General features: G+C 66.1%; 23 protein-coding genes. 10 read left to right on the top strand and 13 right to left on the bottom strand.

Annotation, left to right across the window (positions count from 1 at the left end; genetic code table 11):
* Positions 1-242 precede the first annotated feature (242 nt).
* The 3 genes from C8J26_RS06575 to C8J26_RS06585 form a co-directional block, all read right to left on the bottom strand.
* On the bottom strand, positions 243-2,048 hold the full coding sequence (locus C8J26_RS06575; protein ID WP_107957240.1) for an autotransporter domain-containing protein: 1,806 nt from the start codon (positions 2,046-2,048) through the stop codon (positions 243-245).
* A 104-nt stretch (positions 2,049-2,152) separates the two neighbouring features.
* Positions 2,153-3,151 carry an inorganic phosphate transporter gene (locus C8J26_RS06580; protein ID WP_056419981.1) on the bottom strand — a complete coding sequence of 333 codons (999 nt, stop codon included), beginning with the start codon at positions 3,149-3,151 and terminating at the stop codon, positions 2,153-2,155.
* 165 nt (positions 3,152-3,316) lie between these two features.
* Entirely contained in the window at positions 3,317-4,435 is a 1,119-nt protein-coding gene (locus tag C8J26_RS06585; protein WP_056419979.1) for a DUF47 family protein, read from the bottom strand.
* Positions 4,436-4,629: 194 nt separating this feature from the next.
* Here C8J26_RS06585 and C8J26_RS20400 point away from each other — a divergent pair, with 194 nt between their 5' ends.
* A complete protein-coding gene (locus tag C8J26_RS20400) occupies positions 4,630-4,794 on the top strand; it encodes a hypothetical protein (RefSeq protein WP_167398786.1) in 165 nt (54 codons plus the stop codon).
* 39 nt (positions 4,795-4,833) lie between these two features.
* On the opposite strand, the gene C8J26_RS06590 is transcribed toward C8J26_RS20400, so the two are convergent.
* Positions 4,834-6,159 carry an MFS transporter gene (locus tag C8J26_RS06590; RefSeq protein WP_056419976.1) on the bottom strand — a complete coding sequence of 442 codons (1,326 nt, stop codon included), beginning with the start codon at positions 6,157-6,159 and terminating at the stop codon, positions 4,834-4,836.
* A 115-nt stretch (positions 6,160-6,274) separates the two neighbouring features.
* Here C8J26_RS06590 and pgsA point away from each other — a divergent pair, with 115 nt between their 5' ends.
* Genes pgsA through C8J26_RS06605 form a run of 3 tightly spaced genes read left to right on the top strand, consistent with a single transcriptional unit; the run spans position 6,275 to position 7,520 of the window.
* Entirely contained in the window at positions 6,275-6,826 is a 552-nt protein-coding gene (gene pgsA, locus C8J26_RS06595; RefSeq protein ID WP_056419973.1) for a CDP-diacylglycerol--glycerol-3-phosphate 3-phosphatidyltransferase, read from the top strand.
* 2 nt (positions 6,827-6,828) lie between these two features.
* Positions 6,829-7,086, top strand: a complete 258-nt coding sequence (gene moaD, locus C8J26_RS06600; protein WP_107957241.1) for a molybdopterin converting factor subunit 1 — start codon at positions 6,829-6,831, stop codon at positions 7,084-7,086.
* On the top strand, positions 7,083-7,520 hold the full coding sequence (locus C8J26_RS06605) for a molybdenum cofactor biosynthesis protein MoaE (RefSeq protein WP_107957242.1): 438 nt from the start codon (positions 7,083-7,085) through the stop codon (positions 7,518-7,520). Before moaD ends, C8J26_RS06605 begins: the two co-directional genes overlap by 4 nt.
* A 124-nt stretch (positions 7,521-7,644) precedes the next feature.
* On the opposite strand, the gene C8J26_RS06610 is transcribed toward C8J26_RS06605, so the two are convergent.
* From C8J26_RS06610 to C8J26_RS06620, 3 genes are all read right to left on the bottom strand, one after another.
* A complete protein-coding gene (locus C8J26_RS06610; RefSeq protein WP_107957243.1) occupies positions 7,645-8,265 on the bottom strand; it encodes a fasciclin domain-containing protein in 621 nt (206 codons plus the stop codon).
* Positions 8,266-8,400: 135 nt separating this feature from the next.
* Complete coding sequence (locus C8J26_RS06615) at positions 8,401-9,027, bottom strand: fasciclin domain-containing protein (RefSeq protein ID WP_244185193.1); 627 nt, start codon at positions 9,025-9,027, stop codon at positions 8,401-8,403.
* A 155-nt stretch (positions 9,028-9,182) separates the two neighbouring features.
* Entirely contained in the window at positions 9,183-10,085 is a 903-nt protein-coding gene (locus tag C8J26_RS06620; protein ID WP_056419963.1) for a hydrogen peroxide-inducible genes activator, read from the bottom strand.
* A gap of 148 nt (positions 10,086-10,233) precedes the next feature.
* Here C8J26_RS06620 and C8J26_RS06625 point away from each other — a divergent pair, with 148 nt between their 5' ends.
* Both C8J26_RS06625 and ahpD read left to right on the top strand, forming a co-directional pair.
* Positions 10,234-10,779: a peroxiredoxin gene (locus tag C8J26_RS06625; RefSeq protein WP_055879693.1), complete on the top strand. Its 546-nt coding sequence runs from the start codon at positions 10,234-10,236 to the stop codon at positions 10,777-10,779.
* A gap of 124 nt (positions 10,780-10,903) precedes the next feature.
* Positions 10,904-11,422, top strand: coding sequence for an alkylhydroperoxidase, AhpD family (ahpD, locus tag C8J26_RS06630; protein WP_107957244.1), 519 nt, complete (start codon positions 10,904-10,906; stop codon positions 11,420-11,422).
* Positions 11,423-11,612: 190 nt separating this feature from the next.
* Here ahpD and C8J26_RS06635 read toward each other — a convergent pair whose 3' ends face one another.
* Positions 11,613-12,386, bottom strand: a complete 774-nt coding sequence (locus tag C8J26_RS06635; RefSeq protein ID WP_107957245.1) for a sulfite exporter TauE/SafE family protein — start codon at positions 12,384-12,386, stop codon at positions 11,613-11,615.
* Positions 12,387-12,563: 177 nt separating this feature from the next.
* Here C8J26_RS06635 and epsC point away from each other — a divergent pair, with 177 nt between their 5' ends.
* A complete protein-coding gene (gene epsC / locus C8J26_RS06640; protein ID WP_107957246.1) occupies positions 12,564-13,268 on the top strand; it encodes a serine O-acetyltransferase EpsC in 705 nt (234 codons plus the stop codon).
* Between the two features lie 16 nt (positions 13,269-13,284).
* On the top strand, positions 13,285-13,626 hold the full coding sequence (locus tag C8J26_RS06645; RefSeq protein WP_056419954.1) for a DUF2794 domain-containing protein: 342 nt from the start codon (positions 13,285-13,287) through the stop codon (positions 13,624-13,626).
* A 136-nt stretch (positions 13,627-13,762) separates the two neighbouring features.
* On the opposite strand, the gene C8J26_RS06650 is transcribed toward C8J26_RS06645, so the two are convergent.
* Positions 13,763-16,660, bottom strand: coding sequence for a TonB-dependent receptor plug domain-containing protein (locus C8J26_RS06650; protein ID WP_244185194.1), 2,898 nt, complete (start codon positions 16,658-16,660; stop codon positions 13,763-13,765).
* A 169-nt stretch (positions 16,661-16,829) separates the two neighbouring features.
* Positions 16,830-18,134: a nicotinate phosphoribosyltransferase gene (pncB, locus tag C8J26_RS06655; RefSeq protein ID WP_107957583.1), complete on the bottom strand. Its 1,305-nt coding sequence runs from the start codon at positions 18,132-18,134 to the stop codon at positions 16,830-16,832.
* Positions 18,135-18,216: 82 nt separating this feature from the next.
* Between pncB and C8J26_RS06660 the strand changes: the two genes are divergently transcribed.
* Both C8J26_RS06660 and C8J26_RS06665 read left to right on the top strand, forming a co-directional pair.
* Entirely contained in the window at positions 18,217-18,819 is a 603-nt protein-coding gene (locus tag C8J26_RS06660; RefSeq protein ID WP_107957247.1) for a cysteine hydrolase family protein, read from the top strand.
* Positions 18,820-19,130: 311 nt separating this feature from the next.
* Positions 19,131-19,712 (top strand): Spy/CpxP family protein refolding chaperone, encoded by a 582-nt coding sequence (locus tag C8J26_RS06665; protein ID WP_167398787.1) that lies wholly within the window; start codon positions 19,131-19,133, stop codon positions 19,710-19,712.
* Positions 19,713-19,751: 39 nt separating this feature from the next.
* On the opposite strand, the gene C8J26_RS06670 is transcribed toward C8J26_RS06665, so the two are convergent.
* The 3 genes from C8J26_RS06670 to C8J26_RS06680 are packed head-to-tail and all read right to left on the bottom strand — an operon-like array spanning position 19,752 to position 22,624.
* On the bottom strand, positions 19,752-20,450 hold the full coding sequence (locus C8J26_RS06670; protein WP_107957249.1) for an EF-hand domain-containing protein: 699 nt from the start codon (positions 20,448-20,450) through the stop codon (positions 19,752-19,754).
* 33 nt (positions 20,451-20,483) lie between these two features.
* The gene (locus C8J26_RS06675) at positions 20,484-21,881 is read right to left on the bottom strand and encodes a sensor histidine kinase (RefSeq protein WP_244185195.1); all 1,398 of its coding nucleotides are present in this window, start codon (positions 21,879-21,881) and stop codon (positions 20,484-20,486) included.
* Positions 21,878-22,624 carry a response regulator gene (locus tag C8J26_RS06680; protein WP_208631354.1) on the bottom strand — a complete coding sequence of 249 codons (747 nt, stop codon included), beginning with the start codon at positions 22,622-22,624 and terminating at the stop codon, positions 21,878-21,880. Before C8J26_RS06680 ends, C8J26_RS06675 begins: the two co-directional genes overlap by 4 nt.
* Between the last annotated feature and the right edge of the window lie 75 nt (positions 22,625-22,699).

Consider the following 22,699-nt stretch of genomic DNA (forward strand, 5'->3'; position numbering starts at 1 on the left):
AGCCATCTTAGATGCCCTTGCCTCAGCTAGTACAAAGGGCTAACACAACGGTCCCGACGCCGAAATAAATATCCTTTGTTTTTCAGTGCTTACGGGGATTTTAACCGATCCCCCTCGGCTCCACCATTTCCGTTGATGTCCGGTCCACAGGACCGATGTTCCAGATAGTATAGACCAGGCCTTTCGCCGGTCCGAGAACTGTCCGGGATGCAGACTCTCCACATCCCGAACGAGCACCATCTCTAGAACGCCGCGGATAGCCCGGCGAATGCCGTCACGCTGTCGCGATCGTCGCGCAGCGCGTACCCCGCGACACCCGCGCGAAGCGACAATTGTCCGGCGACCGTGCCGTCGACACCCATCGCATAGCTCATATAGTTGCGATCGGCGCGCTCGACCGTGCTCGTGAAGCTGATCGGGGCGCCGGTGGGCGTCATCGTCAGCGTGCGCGGGTCGTCGTCGAACTCACGCTCATAGCCGGCGCGCGCGAAGAAGCGCACCGGGGAGCCCGGTACCGTGTGAATCACCGCGCCAAAACGGCCGGTCAGGCTCTCGATCTCCTGCCTGCCGAACGCGGCCGCGGTCGAGAGGCCGCCGGTCTCCGCATAGCCGGCGATACGGACGCGGTCATATTGTGCGGCGAGGTCGGGGCCGAAGGCTACGCCACCACGCGTGATCAGGTCGAACGCAGCGGTGATGCGGCCGGCGACGTACGTGCCGTCGGTTTCGCCGTCATGCGTGCGCAGGGCAGGTCCGAGCTGAACGCTGCGGCGGATATGGCGATAGTCGATCTCGCCATAGGTCCCGTCCGCGAGCAGGCGTACCGGGCCAAGCTCGCCGCGCGCATAGCCGCTGACCGACCAGGCGCGCGGCTTGTAGGTGCCGGCGCCGGTCTTGAAATCGCCCGTGCCGTCCGAATAGCCGCCGGCGATGCCAACCCCGGATGCGTCCCCGATCGCGAGGTCGGCGCCCGCGGTGCCGCTGAAGCCCCGCTCGGTGACGCCGACTCGCTGCGCCGAAGTCCCGCTCGCATAATAATGATAGCCGGCACTGCCGAATACCGACAGCGCCTGGCCGTCGCGTTGCGCGCCGCCACGCTCTGCCGCTTCGATCAGGTCGCGCTGGCCGCGGAACATCGCCTGCGCGGCGTAACCGAGCCCGGCGATCTGGTCGGGGGCCTGGACGAGGCTGGCGATCGCCTGGCCCTGGATCCGCTGCGTCTTGCCTGACGGGTGGACGCTGTCGGCGAGGATATAGGTCTCGTTGGCGTCGGCCGAGACGAGCGTCGCGCGTGTGCAGGCCAGCGAGGAGGGCACCGTGCACGCGACGCCGGTGATGTTGGTGTAGCCATAGGTCGCAGGGCTCGCGACGAGCTCGCCGAACAGCCGGTCGGTATCGAAATACAGCGCGTTGACGTTCGCCGCCGCCAGTGCCGCGGCATAGGTCCGGTTGAACAGCTGCAACCCGGCCGCACCGCCCGACTGGACTGCGAGCGTCACGATCCGGCTCGCGCCCGCGGCCTGGAGCCGGCTGACCTGCGCCGCGAGCTGAGTCGCGGCGGTCGTCAGGATCGCGGTATTGGTGCTGCCCCCGGCCTGGAACGCGAAATAGTCGTTCCCGCCGCCCTGGATATAGACGAGATCGCGCGCGCCGAAGGTGCCGCCTGCGGCGAGGAAATTGGTGATCTGCGTCGTGACCGGGATCGACAGCGCGTTGGCAGCGGTCACGCGCGCACCGCCGACCGCATAGTTGGTGCCGCCCTTGCCGTAGACCGGATCGAGCGAGAGCCCGAGTCGCGCGGCGAGAACTTCGGGTGCGACCGGATCGGGGTTGGTCGTGAAGCTGCCCGCATCGCGCGCCAGGCGCGGGTCGAGCGTCAGATAATAGCCGCCGTCGGCGAGGCTGTCGCCAAACACCACCATGCGGTTATAGGGTTCGCTGCCCGACGCGCTGGTTGCGTTGGTCGTCGTGCTGGCGGTCTGTGCGTGGCCCGGACTCGCGACGCTCAGCGCGGTCCCCAACAGCAACGCCGTATAGGTCGTCTTCATGATACCCTCTCCCTGGCGGCGAAGGATCACTGTCCTTCGCTCGCCGGGGAGTGTCGTAGGGCTTTACGATTGCGTCAATAGACTGAGTTTGGCCGTCAAACCGCTCAGACGAACAGTCCGACCAGCAGATACGTCCCCGCGCCGATCAGCCCGGCCGCGGGCAGCGTCAGCGTCCAGGCGACGACGATGTTGCTGGCGATGTTCCAGCGAACCGCGGACAAGCGCCGCGCGGCGCCAACGCCGACGATCGACCCGGTGATGGTGTGCGTCGACGATACCGGGATGCCCCAGAAGGTCGCGGCGAACAGCGTGATCGCGCCGCCGGTCTCCGCGCAGAAGCCCTGTGCCGGGGTGAGCCGCGTGATCTTCGAGCCCATCGTGTGGACGATCCGCCAGCCACCCGACAGCGTGCCGAGCGCCATCGCCGCCTGGCACGACAGCACCACCCAGAGCGGCACGTGGAAGGTGCCGCCGAGCAGCCCCTGCGAATAGAGCAGCACCGCGATGATCCCCATCGTCTTCTGCGCGTCGTTGCCGCCGTGTCCGAGCGAGTAGAGCGCGGCGGAGATCAGCTGGAGCTTGCGGAACCGCTTGTCGACGCCGAGCGGGGTGAGCCTCAGGCTGGTCCAGGCGACGAGCAACACCAGCACGAGCGCAAGCATCAGGCCGATCGCGGGCGAGGCGAAGATCGCGACGACGGTCTTGATCACGCCGCTCCACACGATCGCACCGAAGCCGATCTTGGCGATGCCGGCCCCCAGCAGGCCACCGATCAGCGCATGGCTGCTGCTCGACGGGATGCCCAGCACCCAGGTGATGACGTTCCACGCGATCGCGCCCATCAGCGCGGCAAAGATCACCTGCGCATCGATGACATGCGCCTGGACGATCCCGGTGCCGACGGTCTGCGCGACGTGCAGGCCGAAGACCGCGAACGCGATGAAGTTGAAGAAGGCGGCCCACAGGACGGCGTACTGCGGCTTGAGGACGCGCGTCGAGACGACGGTGGCGATCGAGTTCGCCGCGTCGTGCAGGCCGTTCAGGAAGTCGAACAGCAGCGCTATGCCGATCAGGCCGATGAGGAGGGGGAGGGAGAGGATCATGCGGCTGCTGCCCTATCCGCTACCATGCCACCCCATCCTGTCTGTTCTCCCGCGAAGGCGGGAGCCCAGGGTACCAAGCGGCGTGGTGGGTGGGATTCCTGGGCCCCCGCTTTCGCGGGGGAACGGGAAGGGCGCGCACGATCCGTTGCACGCCCGCGAAGCAGCTCAAGCATGGTCGATGACCAGCCCCTGGATTTCGTTCGCGACGTCTTCGAAGCGGTCGACGATCTTTTCCAGGCTGCTGTAGATTTCGCGGTTGATGATGAACGTCATCGGGTCCGCGCTGATCTTCGAGGCCTGGAACAGCGCGCGCAGGCCGGTGTCGTGGATGTCGTCGGCATGCCCCTCGATCTGGATCAGCCGCGCGGTCAGGTCGTGCAACCGGCCCGCATTGGTGCCGAGCGAGCGGAGCAGCGGGATCGCCTCTGCGGTGATCCGCGCGGCCTCGACGATGATGCCCGCCATGTCGCGCATCTGCGGTGAGAACTCGGTCACCTCGTACAGCGCGATCGCGTTGGCGGTGCCGTTCATCTGGTCAATCGCGTCGTCCATCACGCCGATCAGGTCGGTGATCGCGCTGCGATCGAACGGCGTCACGAACACGCGGCGGACGTCCTGCAACACCTCGCGCGTGATATCGTCGGCCTCGTGCTCGCGCTTGACGATCTCGGCGATCTGCCCCTCGATCGAGCCTTCGCCGTGGAGCAGCCGTGCGAGTGCATCGGCACCGGCGACCAGCGTCGCGGCATGCGCGTCGAACAGTTCGAAGAACCGTCCCTGCTTCGGCATCAGCGACTGGAACCAGCCCAGCATCGGAATTCTCCTTTTCGCACTCGTGCGTACGACGGGTAAGATACGTTGCGCGAGCGTCGCCGGGATCGGCGGCTCGCGGAAAGCAGCGATAAGCGCCTTCAGGCCGGGCTCATTGACAGCCTCCGCCGCACGATCAAGCGTAAACCAGCGCGTGTCGCGTTGATGCCGCTCGGGCCAGTCGTCGAGTTGCTCGACAAAGGCGAGCGGGAACACCGTCACGATCATGTCGCGGTAGCGGCCGGTGCGACGCCGTTTGCGGTAGCCGAACTCGCCGACCGCGGTGGGGCAGGGGATCCCGCGAATCCCCGCTTCCTCATACGCTTCCTGCGCGGCGGCCTCGTGGCTGGCGAGCCCGACGATGGGATTGCCCTTGGGGATCACCCAGCGACCGGTATCGCGTGAGGTGATCAGCATCACGCGGGCATGGCCGTCGCTGTCGATGATGTAGGGAAGTGCCGCGATCTGCTGGATAATTCTGATCCTTTGCCCCGTGGATTCGCGGCGATTCGCGCGAGCTTATACGGCAGGACGGGGCAGGAACAGGGGGCGGCGGGGGGCTTTGGCGCGGCGTCCGGCGCGGTGATTCCGTCCCATTCCCGGACGGCGCCGGCTTAACCACTTTTGGCGCTGGTCGATTTAGTAAACGCGGCGTTAACGTTTGCATCATGACCAGACGCCTAGTCCTCACCAACGAAGCCGCTCGCCATCCGCTACGCCGCGCATTGCCGCCGCCCGTGACCGCGAAGCCGAGCGACGACGATCACGACATCAAGCTGTTTCTGCTGAGCTTCGCTGCGTTCTTTACCTGCTTCTACAGCTTCTTTCTCTGAGCGCAGGCGGTCGGTCGGCCGCCTCACTTCGCAATCCGCCTAGTGGTGAAGCCCTGGCAGGCATCCATTCGCGTCGTCGTCGCAGGCAAGGTGCAGCTTCTGTGCCAGCCAGGCCGAGACGAGGCACATCGCAGCGACCAGGAACAGCATGTTCTCCGGCGTCACGCCCAGCGCAGTGATGCCGATGACCAGGATCGAGCCGATCGTCATCGCGCCCGAATTGACCACGTTGTTCGCCGCCACCGTCCGCGCAGTCTGGTCGCGTTCGACCGTCGTCGTCAGGAACGCGTAGAGCGGCACCACGAACATCCCGCCGGTGATCGCGATAGCCAGCAGCGTCGCCAGCACGGGTATCGCGCCTGGCTGGCGGATGAACCCCGCCCAGTCGTAGAACTGCCCCGGCGGCGCAGGCGTCCAGTTGCGCGCGAGGAACGAGAACAGCACGACGAAGCCACCCATCGCGATGACCGACGCGGGTGAGAACTTCGCCGAGATGCGCCCGCGCAGCATCGAGTTGATGACCACCGATCCGATCGCGACCCCGACCGAGAAGACCGCGATCACGAAGCTCGCGACTCGCTCGTCGGCGGTGAGCACGTTCTTCACCAGCGGCGGGAACACGATGATCAGCACCGCGCCGATCGTCCAGAAGAAGCTGATCGCAATGATCGCGAGGAACAGCCGCGGAATGTGCAGCGTGGCGCTGATCAACCGCCACGACGCGGTGAACGGGTTGTAGTCGAGCTTCAGCGGCGGCCCCTCGCGCGGCGCGGGTGGGACCTGGCGGCCGGAGAACCAGCCGATCACCGCGACGATCAGTACGCTGGCGGCGGCACCCTCGATCGGGATCCAGCCCGCGGTCACGGTGCCCAGCAGGATCGCGAGATAGGTGCCCGCCTCGACCAGTCCGGTGCCGCCGAGCACGTCGCCTGGGGCCAGATGCTGCGGCAGGATCGCGTATTTGATCGGGCCGAAAAAGGTCGAATGGACGCCGAGGCACAGTACCGCGCCGAGCATCAGCCCGATCCCGAGGCTCGGGTGGCCCGCGCGCGCGACCATCAGGCCGGTCGCGCCGAGCAGCATGATGCCGATCTCGACCGTCTTTACGATCCGGATGATTCGCGCCTTGTCGTGGCTGTCCGCCAATTGCCCCGCGAGCGCGGACAGCAGGAAGAATGGCAGGATGCCGAGCCCTGTCGCCAACGCGTTGAAATTGGCCTCCATCTTCGGATCGTTGAAGACGGCATAGGTGGCGAACAGGACCATCGAGGTCTTGAACAGGTTATCGTTGAACGCACCGAGAAACTGCGTCGTGAACAGGGGCAGGAAGCGACGTTGCTTCAGCAACCCAAGGGCATTGAGCATGACGAGAAATAGCCCTGATCGTTGCGAAAATACGCGAAACCCTTAGCCCAGCGTCATCGTCGCGCCAACGCTTAAACCGGTTTCGCCCCGCGACCGACCGGTATAGAGGTGGTGGGTGCTAAGCTTGCCTAACCTCCTGACATTGTCGCGGATCGTCGCGGTGCCCCTGCTGGTCTGGTTCCTGTGGTGGCCCGACTGGGAGGCGGGCTATGGCATCGCCTTCGTGCTCTACTGCCTGATGGGCATCACCGACTATTTCGACGGCTATCTCGCGCGGTCGAGCGGCGCGGTGTCGCGGCTCGGGATTTTCCTCGATCCGATCGCGGACAAGATCATGGTCGCCGCGGTGATTCTGATCCTGGTGGGCACGCGCGATATTCCCGGTGTCCACGTGATCGCCGCGCTAGTGATCCTGCTGCGCGAGATCGCGGTGTCGGGTTTGCGCGAGTTCCTGGCGCAGGTGCAGGTGTCGGTGCCCGTGTCGCAACTGGCGAAGTGGAAGACGACGCTGCAACTCGTGTCGCTTGGCGGAATCATTCTCGGCGGTGCGGTGCCCGATATGGCATGGGTGCATAATGTCGGCATCGTCGCGCTTTGGGGCGCGGCCGTTCTTACCGTACTGACCGGATGGGATTATCTCCGCGTCGGCCTGAAGCACATGGACTGAGCATGACGATACGGATGGTGTATTTCGCCTGGGTCCGCGAGCGGATCGGCACGGGCGAGGAAACGATCGACCCGCCCGCCAGCGTCGTGACGGTGGCCGACTTGATCGACTGGCTCGCCAAGACTAGCGCGCCGCACGCCGAAGCATTCGAGAACCGCGCGCGCTTGCGGGCGGCGATCGATCAGGATTTCGTCGCGCTCGATACGCCGATCGGTGCGGCGCAGGAAATTGCGATATTTCCCCCGGTGACCGGCGGATGATCCACATCTCTGTCCAGCAGTCCGCGATCGACATCGCGACGGAAATGGCTCGCGCCGAGGCGGCGGGCGCAGGTGCAGTCGCGACCTTTACCGGTTTGGTGCGTGCGGACGACGGCGTGGGTACGCTTGAGCTCGAACATTATCCCGGCGCGACCGAGGCGGCTTTGCTCAAGGTTGCGGAGGGGGCGGTCGCACGCTGGACGCTGTCAGCGGCGATCATCGTTCACCGGGTCGGACCTATGCATCCGGGAGAGCGGATCGTCTTCGTCGCGGCGACTGCGGCGCATCGCGGCGCTGCCCTGGAGGCATGTGCATATCTGATCGATCGGCTGAAGACCGACGCGCCATTCTGGAAGCGCGAAACTCGCGGGGATGCGTCCAGCTGGGTTGAGGCGCGGGATAACGATCACGCTGCCGCCGCCCGCTGGGAATAGGCGGTAAGTTTAACCAGGAGTTGGGCTCCCGCGAAGCCGGAAGTCCAGACTGGATCCCCGCCTTCGCGGGGAAACAGGGCAATGCGGGCCGCGCTCTCCGTGGAGGTCGCGGCCCGCGATCGCGTTAGCCGAGCTTCGGAACGCTCATGCCGTTGGTCAGGTGGACGACGCCGTTCGTCTCCTTGATGTCGGCCGTATCGACGTACGCCTTGATCCCGGCGGTATCGGTTAGCTCGATGTTGCCGTTCGGACCGACCGACGCGATCAGGGGCTGGCCGGCGAGCGTGGTCAGCATGGCCTTGCCACCGCCCGCGGTGATCTGCGCCTTCAGCTGCTCGGACGTGATGGCACCGGCGACGACGTGATACTTGATGATCGTCGCCAGCGTCGGCGCCGACTCAGGCTTCAGCAACGTGTCGAGCGCGCCGGCGGGCAGACGTGTGAACGCCTCGTCGCTGGGGGCGAACACGGTGTAGGGGCCGGGGCCTGCGAGCGTAGTCTGCAGCTTTGCCGCGGTCACCAGCTTCGTCAGCGTCGCGCGGTTCGGCAGCGTCGGCAGTGCGGCGGCGATCGTAGTCGTCGGCGCGGCGGTCGGCGCTGCTGGAGCGGCGGCTGCGGGCGCCGCCGGGGCCGCCTGCGCCGTACGCGCAGCGGTCGTCTCGACGGGGGCCGTCTGTGCGACCGCGCCGGTGGCAAAGACCATGCCCGATGCGGCGGCAATCATAAGGTTCGTCTTAAAAGTCATCTGTGACTCCAAATATAATGGACGGGACAGTTGGAAACTCAGTGCAAAAGCTAGGGTCAGGGTAGTCGCATCTGCAATGTTTTGGCGGACCAGCCGTAGCATCGATGCGATGAACCGAACCCGAAGGCCTTTGAATCAGCTCAGTTTCGGGACGATTACACCGTTGACGACATGGACGACGCCGTTCGACTGGCGAACGTCCGCAGTCTCGACATAGCTCTTGTTGCCGTTGACGTCGGTCAGCGTGATCACTGCGCCGACCAGCGTCGCGGTGATCGGATCGCCCTCGACCGTGGTCAGCGTCGCAGTGCCGCCTCCGGCCGCGATCCGCTGGCGCAGATCGTCCGCGGTGATGACACCCGGCACGACGTGATAGGTCAGCACCTTGGTCAGCGACGCCTTGTTCTCGGGCTTCAGCAGCGTGTCGACCATGCCGGGCGCAAGCCGTCCAAATGCGTCGTTGGTCGGTGCGAACACCGTGAAGGGACCCGGACCGGACAGCGTCCCGACCAGATCCGCTGCCTTTACCGCGGCAACCAGCGTCGACAGGTTCGGGGCGGCCGAGGCATTGTCGACTATCGTCCGCGTGGCCATCATCGGCACGCCGCCTACCGTCGGGTTGGCGACCGCGGGCGGGCCGTTTGGCACGGCGAGCGCGGGATTGGTCGACGGACTGGCCACGTTGTCCTTCGATTTGCCGCTGCATGCGGCGAGCGCCAGCGCACTCGTCATCACCATTAGCGGAAGCGTCTTCGACATCATCGGATCTCCAGCGGAAAGTGCGGAAGATACGATCGAACGTCGAGATGGTTGCGCATCCGTCCCGATCGGACGTCGGGCGATCGATCGGGCGGGGCATGGTCGAGACGGCCGCCCGGCCCCCGACGGTCGCGCGGGCATGGAGAGCGGCAGGCGCTTTATTGAATATCGGCGAGCGCCTTTGCCAACAGCTCAAAGTCCTTCTCGCGCGGGCTGGCGCGGCGCCACACCAGTGCGATCTTGCGCACCGCGTTGATCTCGTCGAGCGGCCGTGCGGTAATGTTGGTATTGTCCAGGATACCGGCCTTCAACGCCATCTCGGGCAGCATCGTGATGCCAAGCCCGTTATCGACCATCTGCACGATCGTGTGCAGCGAGGTCCCCAGCATCGTCGCCTCCGCGCGCAGCTCGGGGCGGTTGCACGCCCCCAGCGCATGATCCTTCAGGCAATGCCCGTCCTCGAGCAGCAGCAGCCGGGTCTCGTCGATCGCCGATGCGGGAATCGCGGGCAGCGCGGAGGGCACCTCGCCCGACGGGTAGGCGACGAACAGCCGATCCTCGAACAGCGTCTCGGCCGTCACCTCGCCGCAAGCATAAGGGAGTGCCAGCAGCACGCAGTCGGTGCGCCCGTTATGCAGCCCCTCGCAGGCCGCACCACTGGGCTCCTCGCGCAGGAACAGCTTCAGGTCGGGATAATCCTTTCGCAACCGCGGCAGGATTCGCGGCAGCATGAACGGCGCGATCGTCGGGATCACGCTCATTCGCATGTCGCCTGACAGCGGCTGGCCGGCGGCACGCGCCATGTCGCCCAGTTCCTCCGCCTCGCGCAGCACGCGCCGCGCCTTGTCGGCGATCGAATCACCCAGCGGTGTGAACCGGACGACGCGGCGCGTACGCTCGACCAGCACCACGCCGATGAGTGTTTCGAGCTCGCGAAGGCCCGCCGACAGCGTCGATTGCGTCACGAAACAGGCTTCGGCGGCACGGCCGAAATGGCCGTGGTCCTTCAGCGCCACCAAATATTGCAGCTGTTTCAACGTCGGTAGGTAAGTCGCAGCCATTAATCGCCTCTATCGATCATCAGGTGATAAATAGAGCGTTTGATCGATTACACCAGTCCCCATATACCGCATTGCACAACGAACGAGCGGGCCAACCGCCGCCAGTGAGGATGCCTGGAGCAAAGATTTTTCCCAGGAGGCTTCCATCATGTTGACCATCGGCGACCAGTTCCCATCGATGACCATCCCCGTCCAGCAGGGCACCGCAGCGCTGCCCGCCGGCGAGACGCTCGACCTGACGACGGCCTATCCCGGCAAGTGGAAGGTGCTGTTCTACTGGCCGAAGGACTTCACCTTCGTCTGCCCGACGGAGATCGTCGGCTACAGCGACATCCGCGGCGATTTCGAGGACCGCGACGCCGTGCTGATCGGCGCGTCGACCGACACCGCGCACGTCCACCTCGCCTGGCGCAAGTCTGACGCGGACCTTGCCGCTGCGGACTTCCCGTGGCTGGCGGATAACGGCGCCAAGCTCGCCGACGCGCTCGGCATCGTCGACAAGAACGAGCATGTCGCGTTCCGTGCGACGTTCATCATCGATCCGGACAACGTCATCCAGGCGGTCCAGGTCAACGGCCTGAACGTCGGCCGCAACCCCGCCGAGACGCTCCGCGTGCTCGATGCGCTGCAGACCGACGAGTTGTGCCCGTGCAACTGGAACAAGGGCGACGACGTCCTCCAACTCGCCGCATAAGTAAAACGCCCCTCCCGCGTGCGGGAGGGTTTGGGAGAGGGCGTGTCCATTCGGACCGCCCTCTCTTTTTGTCTCCAGTCCCTCCCCCGACCTCTCCCGCAAGCGGAGCAGAAGGAAGAAGATCATGTCGCTCAAGGAATTCGCGGGGCAGCTGCCCGATTACGCCAAGGACATCCGTCTCAACGTCGGCTCGCTGCTGAACGAGACGCATCTTACCGATCAGCGCAAGTACGGCCTACTGCTGACCTGCGCGCACGGCTCGGGCTACAAGTTGCTCGTCGAGGCGGCCGAAGCCGAATGCGCGCCCAAGCTCAGCCCCGAGGCGGCCAATGCGGCACGCGCAGCGGCGGCGGTGATGGCGATGAACAACGTCTATTACCGGTTCACGCATCTCGCCGGGAACCAGGAATATCGCAACATGCCGGCCAAGCTGCGCATGAACGTGATCGGCCAGCCGGGCATCGACAAGGTCGATTTCGAGCTGTTCAGCCTGGCCGTGTCGGCGATGAACGGCTGCGGCATGTGCATCGACAGCCACGAGCAGATCCTGAAGAAGGCGGGCGTCACCGCTGAAGCGATTCAGACGTCGGTCCGGATCGGCGCGGTGATGGCCGCCGTCGCGACGATCCACGCCACGCTGTAAGCGCTGTTCCCCTCCCGCTTGCGGGAGGGGTTAGGGGAGGGGTTGGCTGCGACTTTGTGTCGTCACCTGGCTGCGCCCCATATCCTCTGTCATCCTGACGAAAGTCAGGATCCAGAGCCATAAAGGAACGCGTCCCGTTACTCTGGATCCTGGCCTTCGCCAGGATGACGGAAAGTCGGGCGACGAGGCTCTAGTGCCAGATCGCGCGGTAGAGGCCGAACAGGCTGGTGATCGTCAGGATCACGCCGACCATGATCATCAGCGTCTTGGCCGGTACGCGCTTGGCCAGCATCGCGCCGAACGGCGCCGCGAGTACGCCGCCGATCAGCAGGCCTACCGTAGCCTGCGTGAACGCCGCCCAGCCGAGCTGGGTGATGAACGTCGCCGAGATCGTCGCGGTCAGGAAGAACTCCGCGGTGTTCACCGTGCCGATCGTGGTGCGCGGGGACGCCCCCTGGACGAGCAGGTTCGACGTCACCACCGGCCCCCAGCCGCCACCGCCCGCCGCATCGAGAAACCCGCCGATCAGCCCGAGCGGCTCGACGATCTTCGGCTCCTTCTGCTTGGGCGGGAAGCGCAGCCCACGGTAGAGCAGATAGACGCCGATCGACGTCAGATAGGCGAGGATGAACGGCTTGGCGGTGCTCGCATCGATGTTCGACAGCACATAGGCGCCGAGAATACCGCCGATCACGCCGGGGATCATAAGCCGCAGGAACAGCCGCCAATTGACGTTCTTGTGCAGCACATGGCTGATCCCCGACACCGCGGTGGTGAACGTCTCGACCGTATGCACGCCCGCCGACGCCGCAGCCGGCGGCACGCCGACCCAGAGCAGCAGCGTGTTCGAGATCACCCCGAACGCCATCCCCAGCGCGCCATCGACGACCTGCGCGGCAAACCCGACCAGAATGAACGGTATCAGCGTCTCGAAGCTCACGGTCGTCAGATCGAACATCGGCATCCCCTCAAAATCGCGGCCAACCTGCAACGTGCGGGCTTATCCCACAACAAAGATAGGCTTTACCCCGATCCAGGCGATCCGCGCCCGCATCCCGGCACGGGGCAAGGCCGGGCGGATGCGGTTCTGGAAATCGGCGGTTCGATATCCTAGATACGCACATCGCGAAGGGGACTGTCGATGTCGAGCGGATTACTGGCTTATCTGGATTCGATCCGCGCTCGCGATCCCGCTCCACATTCGCGCGCCGAGATCATGCTGTACCCCGGCGTCTGGGCACTCGGCTATCACCGCATCGCGCACCGCCTGTACAACGCGAAATTCTATTTCCTCGCGCGGTGCGTCAACCACTGGTCGCGCTTCACGACCGCAATCGATATCCATCCCGGCGCGACGATTGGCCGCAACTTCTTCATCGACCATGGCTTCGTCGTGATCGGCGAGACTGCGGAGATCGGCGACGACGTCACGATCTACCAGTGCGTCACGCTCGGCGGCACCAGCCCCGACAATGGCGTGCAGGGCAAGCGCCATCCGACCATCTCCGACGGCGCGATCATCGGGTCGGGCGCACAGGTCCTGGGACCGATCACACTCGGCAAGCGATCGCGCGTCGGCGCCAATGCGGTCGTCACGCGCGACGTCGCGGAGGGGACGACCGTCGTCGGAATCCCCGCGCGGACGACCACGATCGAGGGTGGCAACGCGCCTGAAATGCCGCGGTTCGTTCCCTACGGCACGCCGTGCACCGAGATGTTCGACCCCGCGACCCAGAAGATGGAGATCATGCGCTGCGAGCTCGAGACGATGCGCAAGCGCCTCGACGCGCTGCTAGCGGACGGGCAGGGCGAGGATCGCCTAGAGGATCGTCGCGACCGCGCATGATGGATAAGCGCGCCTGATGGGTATCGTCACCCCGTTCCCGACCCCGTCCAAGGCGACCCAAATCGGCTTCGATCGGCTCGAACTGATGCGGATCCTCGATCTTTATGGCCGGATGGTCGCAGCCGGCCATTGGCGCGACTATGCGATCGATCTCGGCAAGGACGCCGCGGTCTTCGCCGCCTTCCGCCGCGCCGCCGAACGCCCCGAATTCCGGATCGAGAAACGCCCTGCGCTGCGCAACAAACAGGGCATGTGGGCGCTGATCGGCGAAGGCGGCGCGGTGGTGAAGCGCGGGCACGAGCTGGGCCCGGTGCTCGCGCCGGTAGAGCGGCGCTTCATGAAGCTCGTCGAAAACTGAGGGGCTTCGTCGTCCTGATGACAATCAGGATCGAGAGTAACGCACGATATCCGTTGTGACTCTGGGTCTGACCTTCGTCAGGATGACGAAAGGGGGTGGCGGCCTGCCCGCTTAGGCTGACCGCCACCTCGATCGATCAGAGCCCCCAGGACAGGCGGATATAGCCGAACTGGCCCGGCACGTCGTAGGTCGTCGGATCGTAGTTCGGGCCCGTGCAGCTGTAGCAGGCAGGCGGATCCTGGTTGAAGACGTTGTTCACGCCGATCGTCAGCCCCAGCCGGTTCTCGAGCCAGCCCGGTGCCAGCGTCAGCTGGACATCGCCGTAGAAGGTGTTGTCGAGCCGCTTGCCGTCGGCTTCCTTTACGCTCTTGATGTAGCGCCCCGTGAACGAGGCGCGCATCAGGCCGATGTCCCAATCCACGACCGCGTTGCCCTTGAACTTCGGATAGGATTGTTCGGGCGAGCCTCGGGTCGTGCCCTGGTAGTTGGTCGTGGTGAAGCCGACCGTCGCGGGGAAGCTCTCGGCATATTTCAGCAGGATGTTGCCGTTGAGCGAGAGCCCGAACGTGCCCGCCGAGGTCCGTGGCGACCGATAGACCGCGGTGACGTCGACGCCGCGCGTGCGGATGCCGCCGATATTCTGCAGCTGCGCGTTGATCCGCGAGATCAGGCCGTTAGGTGTCCGCGTGATGGCGGCGCAGCTCAGCGCGTCCGCCGCTTCCGCACAGCGGCTCAGCGTCAGCGTGGCATCGGTCGCCGCGATCGCGTCGTCGACCTTGATGTCGTAGTAATTCCCCTCGATGCTCAGCTGGCTGGCGATGCCGCTCGTCCGTGCCCAGCTCGGGGCGTAGACCGCACCGAACAGCCAGGTCCGCGACGTCTCGGGCTTCAAGGCCTTGTTACCGCCGGTCAGGACGCCGAGCTGGCCACCATTCGGCTCCTGGTAGCTGCCATTGGCAGGGACGCCGTTGGCGATGCAGTTCGTGCGCACGGTCGGCGAGGTCTGGAACGGCGAACCCGCGACGTTGGTGCAGGGGTCGTCGATCGACGCGTCCGATCGCGATTCCGCACCGAACAGCTCGCCGATGCTGGGGGCGCGGAAGCCTTGCGCGTAGGAGGCGCGCAGCAGCAGGTCGCTGAACGGCTTCCACAGGCCGCTGCCGGTATAGGTCGTGTTGCTGCCGCTGATCGAATAGTTCGAATGCCGCACCGCGCCGCCCACTTCGAGCGACTTGATGAGTGGCGTGTCGTGGATCAGCGGGACGCGCAGCTCGGCATAGACTTCGTCCGAATTGAAATGGCCGCGCGCTGGCTGCGCGGGAATGTCCGCGCCGAGCCCGGCGGTGATCAAGGGATCGGGCGTGAAGCTGCCATATTGCACGCGGTGCTCATAGCCTGCCGCAATCCCGACCGGCCCGGCGGGCAGATCGAACAGGTCGCCCGAGATGTTGGCGGTATAGTCCTCGAGGCTCTGCGAGCTGCGTGCCCGCTCGTCGAACGCGATATAGCCGAGCATCTCGGGGGTGACCGACCCGACGCCGCCGAAGATGTTGAACGGCACGCACGCCCCGGTGCAGTTCGCGACGGGCCCGAGCGCGCGCGCGAGATTGGCCGCGTTGATGTTGCCGGTGAACAGCTGCTTGGCATCGTTGAAGCCGAGGACCGCGTTGACGTCCCAATAGAATTTACGCGCGCCGATATTGAACGATCCATCCAGCGTCGCGGTCGCCGACATCGTGTCGACGGTCTGCGAATAGGTGCGCTGCCCTGCCTCGACCAGGCGGCGGCGGACCGTCGAGTAATTTGCCGGGCCATTGCCCGCGCCGCCCGCCGACAGCGTGTAGCCGAACGGGTTGTACGGGTTGGTCGCGTCGATCGAGATCGTGTCGAGCAGGTTGCCGTTGCCCGCGTCGGGGCCGAGCACCAGCGGCAGGAACGCCGCCTGGTTCTGCGAATTGCGGCGCGTGTAGTTCAGCTTCACGCGCAGGTTCACCGCGTCCGTCAGTTCCTGCTTCGCGCTGACGAAGAAGCCATAGCGTTCGGACGGCGTCAGGAAATAATTGAACGGCGCAAAGTTGAAGCGGTCGGCCGACGTGAATGCCTTGAAGTCGCTGTTCGGCCCGGTCGGGTTGGCCGCATCATAGCGCGGCCGCCCGGCGATCGGTCCGGATTTCAGGGTCAGGTTTTGCCCGCCGACTTGGAAGAACCCATTGGGCGTCGCACCCGAACAGCCGCCGATAACGTCGGAGCAGCTGGTCTGGCCGGGGTTCGGGAATTGCGAGATCGACCGATCGCCGGTCCGCACCGCCTCCTGCTTCACATAGCTGCCGCCGAAGACCACGCTCGTCCGCGGCGCCTGGATGCCGTAGCTGACGTTATAGTCCTGCGTATGCCCGTCGCCCTGCCGGAACGTGCCGAACTGGGCGGACGCCTTCAGCCCCTTTTGCTGCGACTTGGTGATGATGTTGACGACGCCCGCCAGCGCGTCCGACCCGTAGAGCGGCGACTGGCCCGACTGGAGGATTTCGATCCGTTCGATCGAGCCGACCTGGATCGTGTTGAGATCGACCGTCGACGGGATCCCGCTCGCCGATGCGCCGTTGACGAAGCGCAGGCCGTCGACCAGCACCAGCGTCCGCTTGGCGGTGAGATAGCGCAGGTCGATCTCGGCCGACCCGGCACCGACGCCGCCGCCGTCGGGCGGATTGCCGATGTTACCCGAATTGTTGACCTTCGAATTCAACCCGCCGGCCGCGCTCGGCAGCCGCTGGAGCACGTCGGCAACCGACGAAAGCCCGGTCCGCTGGATCGATTCCGCGTCGACCGTGACGACCGGCGATGGCTGATCGAGCGGATTGCGGCGGATGCGCGATCCGGTGACGACGATGTCTTCGCCCGCGGGCGCCTCTGCGGTTTGCGCGGAGTCCGCGGCCGGCGTGGTCACGGCTTGTGCCGATGCCGACGTTCCGGCGAGCATCGTCGCCAACGCCAGCCCACCGGCACCGGCATACATCCAGGTCTTCAATACGCGCATCAAAAAGTCCCCCTGTTCGCGCCTGACGCGACATCCCCTTGATTATCTTGTGGCGGGATGATGGCTCAGGATTGTAACGAAGCAAGACTGGATCGATGAAGCGGGCAATTTTGTTACAGAATGCGCCGTTTATGTTGCGCTTGTGCAACGATCGGTTTGGGCGTCGGTCTCACACCAGAACCGGGGTCACGGCCCGCCCGGTTTCGCCGAAGACGCGGAGATAGCGCGCGATTTCAGCCGGTTCGCCGGTCGCCTTGGCAGGATTGTCCGACAGTTTGACCGCGGGGCGGCCGTTTGCCTCGATCACCTTGCAGACCAGTGAGATCGGCTCCAGCGCCGCCGCACCGTCGGGATCGCAGCCGCGGAAATCGTTGGTGAGGTTGGTCCCCCAGCCGAAACTCATCCGCACGCGGCCGTGGAAATGCCGATAGGTCTGCTCGATCGTGTCGATATCCATGCCGTCGGAAAAGATCAGCAGCTTGGTCTTCGGATCGACGCCCTGTTCCTCCCACCAGCGGATGATCTGCTCGCCGCCTGGGATCGGCGGCGCGCTGTCCGGGCGGAAACCGGTCCACTCGGCCAGCCAGTGCGGCGCGTTGCGCAGGAACGCGGTCGTCCCGAACGCATCGGGCAGTGCGATCAGCAGGTTGCCGTTATAATGTTGCCGCCAATGCTCCAGCACGCGGTAGGGCGCCTGCGCCAGCTCTGCGTCACTCTCGGCGAGCGCGGCGGTCACCATCGGCAGCTCGTGCGCGTTGGTGCCGATCGCCTCGAGGTCCGCGTCCATCGCCAGCAGCACGTTCGAGGTGCCGATGAACCGGTCACCGAGCCCTTCCTTCAGCGCCTCGACGCACCAGCGCTGCCACAGGAACCCGTGCCGCCGCCGCGTGCCGAAATCCGACAGCACCAGGTCGGGCATCTCGCGGAGCCGCTCGACCTTCTCCCACAGTTTCGCCTTGGCGCGCGCATAGACGATATCGAGCGCGAACCGCCCGCGGTTGCGCAGCGCCGCCCGCGATTTGAGTTCGTTGATGATCGTGAGCGCCGGGATCTCCCACATCGTCGTGTGCGTCCACGGGCCGTCGAAATGCAGTTCATACTGCCCGTCGACCTTGCGCAGTTCGTAGGCGGGCAGGCGGAAGTCCGCGAGCCAGGCCAGGAACTCGGGCCCGAACATCTTCTGCCTGCCGTAAAAGCTGTTGCCAGCGAGCCAGATCAGCTCCTTCTTGGCAAAGCCGAGCGTGCGCGCATGATCGAGCTGCGCGCGCAGCTCGTCCTCGTCGACGATCTCGGCCAGCCGCACGGTCTTGGTCCGGTTGATCAGTGCGAAGGTCGCGGTGACGTCCGGATAGACCTGCCGGATCATCTGCAACATCAGCAGCTTGTAGAAATCGGTGTCGAGCAGGCTGCGCACGATCGGGTCGAGCCGGAAATTGTGATTGTACGTCCGGGTGGCGATATCGGTCACGGCCATGCGCGCGGGCTCCTGCTTCATTCGGCCTGCGGGTGTCCGAGAAGACGCGAGTGTGTCAAGCAGCGGCCAAAGGAGACGGGCGATGTCGCGGTTCGTGGTCGTGGTGGATACGCAGTGGGACTTCATGGCGGGCGAGGGCGCGCTGAGCGTCGCGGGCGCGGCGGCGCTGGTCGCGCCGATGCAGGCGTGGCTGTCGGCGTTGCAGCCTGCAGACGTCGCCGGCGTGCTGTTCACCTTCGACACGCATTTCCGCGAAACCTACGCTGCGTCGCCCGAAGCGGCGATGTTTCCGATCCACTGCGTTCGCGACACGCCGGGCTGGGCGAACATGCTCGACATCGCGCTGCTCGATCCGGCGATCCCGGCATGGCGGATCGAGAAGGGGGTGTTCGACATGTGGGCCGAGCCCGGGCTGGCGATCGAGGACGCGCGCGATCCGGGCGCGCCATCGATCCCGCGCGAGGCGTTCTTCAGTCGCCTGGCTGCGCAACACACGACGGACGTCATGGTGATCGGCGTCGCTGCGGACTATTGCGTCCGCTGGGCGGTCGAGGGGCTTGTCGAGCGCGGTTTCGCGGTCACCGTTCCGGCCGGTCTTACGCGCGGGATCGAGCGGCAGATCGACACCGTCGCCGCGGAGGATTTCGCGGGCAGGCGGCTCACCATCTCCACCAGCCCGGCCTAATCCAGGCCGGCAGCGGGCCGGCACGTCGATGAAATACTGCGGACAAGAATGCCGCGCATGCCGTCTCCGGGGATATCGGAAGGGCAGAGTCATGCGCAGGGTCGTGCAGCGTCAGTTGGTACCATCGCCCGAATGCGCGACCGGGCGTCATGCGCCGCGTTCGCGCCACCGGGATGTCCTGGGCGAGCCGATCCAGCGATCCGCGTGTCGCCGGTGCGGCGCCACGATCGTCAAATCCGCGGTCAGCCGGCGCTGGATCGTTTCCGGGCTGCTCGGCTGAGACCCGCATCATCATCGAAAAGGGGAAAGACATGACATCGAAGATCGTACCGGTGCTCGCATTGCTGCTGGCAGTGCCGGTCGCCGCGAGCGCGCAGATGCACCGCGCAGGGCCATCGAGGATCGATTTCGCCAAGGTGCGACAGCGCGAGGCCGACGACATGGCGTTGCTGCTGCGCTTGCGCCCGGCGCAGCGCCCCGCGCTCACGGCGTTCCTGCAGTCGTTTGCGCCGCCTGCGCCGCCGCACCGCGGGGAAGAGCTGCGGGGGCCGATGCCGGACGACGGCTTTGCCCGCCAGCTCGAGCGGATGACGGAGATGACGGCACGCCGCGCAGCGGACGATACCCGCCGGATTGCGGCAGCCCGCAGCTTCTACGACGGCCTGGATGCGACGCAGCAGGCCGCGTTCGAGGCGCTGATGCGTCTGCGCCACGGCATCCCGATGATGGGGCCGAGGCCAATGGGGCCAATGGGTCCCATGCCGGGCGGTCCGATGGATCAGGGCCCTCCCGGCGGTGGTCCGTTCCCCGGCGGGCCGGGGCATGACGGCCCTCCGTATCCGGGGCCGCAGTCGCTGCCGAGTTCGCCCAACGGCGCGGATGGCGATCGGTAGCAAAGACCGGGTGACCGGGCGCCGGGAAGGGCTGAGCCGTCAGCGCTGTCCCGGTGCCCCGTCGCGATCGGGCTCGGCGGGGGCATCGGATCCGTTGCGCCATGTCTCCGCCCCGCTGCGCGGCAGTTCGCCACGCGTGATCGCACCGTCATGGTTGCGGTCGAGCGCGGCGAAGCGGATCGTTGCCGCGCTCGCAAACTCCGCGGCATCGACGCCGCGGTTGCCGTTGCTGTCGGCGGCAATCACCGGTTCGGGGAAGTCGAAGAATCCGAACCGCGCTGCGCCCAGGCGTTCGCGCGGCGCCGCCGTCTTGCTGCCGCCGCCGTTACCGAAATGCATGCCGTCGCTGCCGCCTCTGCCGCCGCCGCCGTTACGGCCACCCGGTTCGGGCGAGCGGCGGCCGCCGACGACGCGGATCTCGGGCACGAGGACGTTTTCGTAGAATGCGATATCGTCCGGATCGACCTCGCCGTCCTTGCCGCGATCGAGCACCGCGAAGAACCGCATCGCGTCCTGCCGGAACTCGGCGAGCGTCACGCGGCCGTCGCCGTCGGTATCGGCGCCCGCGAACCACAGGCCTTGGGCAGCACCGGGGCGAAGGATCGTGCGGAAGGGTTCGCCCATCGGGCTGACGAACAACTGGCCGCGGCCACGTTCGGGCGGACCGCCGGGCCGCGGGACGGTGGCGGCACAACCCGCCAACGCGCCGGCCAGCCCGATCAGGATTACGCGTCGCATGGTGGTTCCTTGCATATCGATACGGAAAATCGGTCAGCCCGGCAGCGTGATGCGCGCGCGCAACCCGCCTTCGGGCCGAGTCTCGAGCGTTGCGTCGCCGCCATGCGCGCGCGCGACCGCGCGGACGCTGGCGAGGCCCAGCCCGATCCCCCCGGTATCGCGGTTGCGCGATTGTTCGGCACGGAAGAAGGGTTCGAACGCGCGGATCAGGTCGTCGGGTTGCATGCCCGGGCCGCGATCCTGCACCTCGATGACGACCGTGTCGCGGTCGCGGTACAATAGCACCTCGGCATGGCCGGCATATTTGATCGCGTTGCCGACCAGATTGCCGATCAGCGCCTTGAGCGACGGCACGTCGCCCTCGATCGTGAGCGGGTCGCCGGCCTGGAGCACGACGTCGTCGCCGCGGTCCGCGAACTCGTCGGTCACGCTCTCCGCCAACGATCGCAGGTCGAGCCGCTGGCGACGGACGTTGCGCGTCATGTCGCGGACGAAGGCCATCGCCGCGCCGATGCGGTGGCTCATCTCCTGAATATCGTCCTCGGTGGCGATACGAAGCGCCTCCGGTGCCTTTTCGAGGCGCAGCGACAGCCGCATCAACGGCGTGCGAAGGTCATGCGCGACCGCTGCGATCAAGGTCGTCCGATCCTCGACATAGCGATTGAGCCGTTCCTGCATCACGTTGAACGCGCTGGCCGCCTCGGCGATCTCGGGTGGGCCGATGAGCGTCAGTGGCTCCGCGCGCGGGTCGCGGCCCAGCCGCTCGACCGCCGCGGTGAACTGGCCGATCGGCTTGACCACGCGTCGCGCGAGCAGCCAGGCGATCGGCGCGACGACAGCCAGCGCGACGAGGAACCACAGGATGATCCGGATCCGCCACGGTCCCATGATGGCGCTGTTGGGACGGATCACGCGCCACCGCCCGCCGCCCGTATCGATCGAGACGACGAACGGCCCGAATAGCGCATTCTCCAGCGCGGCGAAATTGCGATGCCGGCGGGGCCCCAGCGGCGGCCCCATCGGGATCGGTGGGCGCAGCGCATCGGCGAACATTGGTCGCCCGGATCGCTCCGCCTCGACGACGACCGCGCTCGCCGGCAGCCCGAGATCGGTGGCGATGATCGCCCCGAGCCGGCGATCGCGCGGACTGTCGGTTGGGTCGGGGCGGCGTGTCGAGATTTCGGTCTTGAGCAGCCTGGCGGGATCGACGCCGGTCCGCGCGAACGCCGCGATCCGGGTGGTGGAGAAGATGATCGGCGTGGGCGGCGGCATCAACAGCAGCGTGGCGAAGTTTAGCACCTGCACCAGCAGCACGGTGATCAGCATCAACGCGAAGATCCGCAGGAACAACGGCCAGGATTGCGGCAGGCGGCGCACCCGCCCTTCGTCCGCACCCGTGTCTCTGGCACTCGTCGCGGCGGCCGTGCTCACAGCCGCACGACCCGTGGCACGAAGAAATACCCTTCGTTGCGGATCGTCCGGATGATGTCGTCGCCCCGCGAGCGCAGCTTGCGACGCAGGCGGCTGACCTGGACGTCGATCGCGCGGTCAAAGGCATCGGTATCGGGCCCGCGGGCGGCCTCCAGCAGCGCATCGCGCGCCAGCACCCGGCGCGGACGCTCGACGAACGCGCGCAACACCGCGAACTCGCCATCGGTCAGATCGATCAGCGTGTTGTCGGCATCGAACAATTCATGCGCGGCGAAATCGACCCGCCAGCCGAGGAAGCCATAGGATCGTCCCTCGCTGGCGTCCTGGATCTCGCGCGCGCGCAACGCGGCGCGGACGGTCGCGAGGATCTCGCGCGGGCTGCACGGCTTGGTGAGATAGTGGCTCGCGCCGATCTCCAGCCCCAGGATCCGGTCGGGCTCTGCGCCCAGCGCGCTCAGCATCACCACCGGCGGTCCGGCGGTGCGCGCGAGGCGGCGGCATACCGACAGCCCGTCCTCGCCGGGCATCATCACGTCGAGCAGGATCAGCGACACGGACTGGCGTGCGAGCACCGAGTCCATTTCCTGCGCGCTCATCGCGGTCTCGACGTTGTAGCCGTGCATGCCCAGGCTTTGCGCCAGCAGCGTGCGGATCATGTGGTCGTCATCGACGACCAGCAAAGTCGGTTTCGGCACCACGCCGCCGGTGGCCGGACTGAACGATTCGGGGACGGGATTCGACATCATGCGGCGATCCTAGCGGGCGCGTGTGTTCGCGATGTTTCCGCATGCGCCAAAGCACGTCGTCTTACAGCGATT

Source organism: Sphingomonas aurantiaca, assembly GCF_003050705.1.
Taxonomy (GTDB): Bacteria; Pseudomonadota; Alphaproteobacteria; order Sphingomonadales; family Sphingomonadaceae; genus Sphingomonas; species Sphingomonas aurantiaca.

What these genes read in the sequence shown, in the direction of transcription:
- C8J26_RS06590 (WP_056419976.1), bottom strand. Translation starts at nt 6,159, where the DNA reads ATGCTCAATGCCCTTGGGTTGCTGAAGCAACGTCGCTTCCTGCCCCTG.
- C8J26_RS06650 (WP_244185194.1), bottom strand. Translation starts at nt 16,660, where the DNA reads ATGCGCGTATTGAAGACCTGGATGTATGCCGGTGCCGGTGGGCTGGCG.
- C8J26_RS06610 (WP_107957243.1), bottom strand. Translation starts at nt 8,265, where the DNA reads ATGACTTTTAAGACGAACCTTATGATTGCCGCCGCATCGGGCATGGTC.
- C8J26_RS06605 (WP_107957242.1), top strand. Translation starts at nt 7,083, where the DNA reads ATGATCCACATCTCTGTCCAGCAGTCCGCGATCGACATCGCGACGGAA.
- C8J26_RS06620 (WP_056419963.1), bottom strand. Translation starts at nt 10,085, where the DNA reads ATGGCTGCGACTTACCTACCGACGTTGAAACAGCTGCAATATTTGGTG.
- C8J26_RS06580 (WP_056419981.1), bottom strand. Translation starts at nt 3,151, where the DNA reads ATGATCCTCTCCCTCCCCCTCCTCATCGGCCTGATCGGCATAGCGCTG.
- C8J26_RS06615 (WP_244185193.1), bottom strand. Translation starts at nt 9,027, where the DNA reads ATGATGTCGAAGACGCTTCCGCTAATGGTGATGACGAGTGCGCTGGCG.
- C8J26_RS06670 (WP_107957249.1), bottom strand. Translation starts at nt 20,450, where the DNA reads ATGCGACGCGTAATCCTGATCGGGCTGGCCGGCGCGTTGGCGGGTTGT.
- C8J26_RS20400 (WP_167398786.1), top strand. Translation starts at nt 4,630, where the DNA reads ATGACCAGACGCCTAGTCCTCACCAACGAAGCCGCTCGCCATCCGCTA.
- C8J26_RS06680 (WP_208631354.1), bottom strand. Translation starts at nt 22,624, where the DNA reads ATGTCGAATCCCGTCCCCGAATCGTTCAGTCCGGCCACCGGCGGCGTG.
- ahpD (WP_107957244.1), top strand. Translation starts at nt 10,904, where the DNA reads ATGTCGCTCAAGGAATTCGCGGGGCAGCTGCCCGATTACGCCAAGGAC.
- epsC (WP_107957246.1), top strand. Translation starts at nt 12,564, where the DNA reads ATGTCGAGCGGATTACTGGCTTATCTGGATTCGATCCGCGCTCGCGAT.
- C8J26_RS06635 (WP_107957245.1), bottom strand. Translation starts at nt 12,386, where the DNA reads ATGCCGATGTTCGATCTGACGACCGTGAGCTTCGAGACGCTGATACCG.
- C8J26_RS06625 (WP_055879693.1), top strand. Translation starts at nt 10,234, where the DNA reads ATGTTGACCATCGGCGACCAGTTCCCATCGATGACCATCCCCGTCCAG.
- C8J26_RS06575 (WP_107957240.1), bottom strand. Translation starts at nt 2,048, where the DNA reads ATGAAGACGACCTATACGGCGTTGCTGTTGGGGACCGCGCTGAGCGTC.
- pncB (WP_107957583.1), bottom strand. Translation starts at nt 18,134, where the DNA reads ATGGCCGTGACCGATATCGCCACCCGGACGTACAATCACAATTTCCGG.
- C8J26_RS06645 (WP_056419954.1), top strand. Translation starts at nt 13,285, where the DNA reads ATGGGTATCGTCACCCCGTTCCCGACCCCGTCCAAGGCGACCCAAATC.
- C8J26_RS06660 (WP_107957247.1), top strand. Translation starts at nt 18,217, where the DNA reads ATGTCGCGGTTCGTGGTCGTGGTGGATACGCAGTGGGACTTCATGGCG.
- C8J26_RS06665 (WP_167398787.1), top strand. Translation starts at nt 19,131, where the DNA reads ATGACATCGAAGATCGTACCGGTGCTCGCATTGCTGCTGGCAGTGCCG.
- moaD (WP_107957241.1), top strand. Translation starts at nt 6,829, where the DNA reads ATGACGATACGGATGGTGTATTTCGCCTGGGTCCGCGAGCGGATCGGC.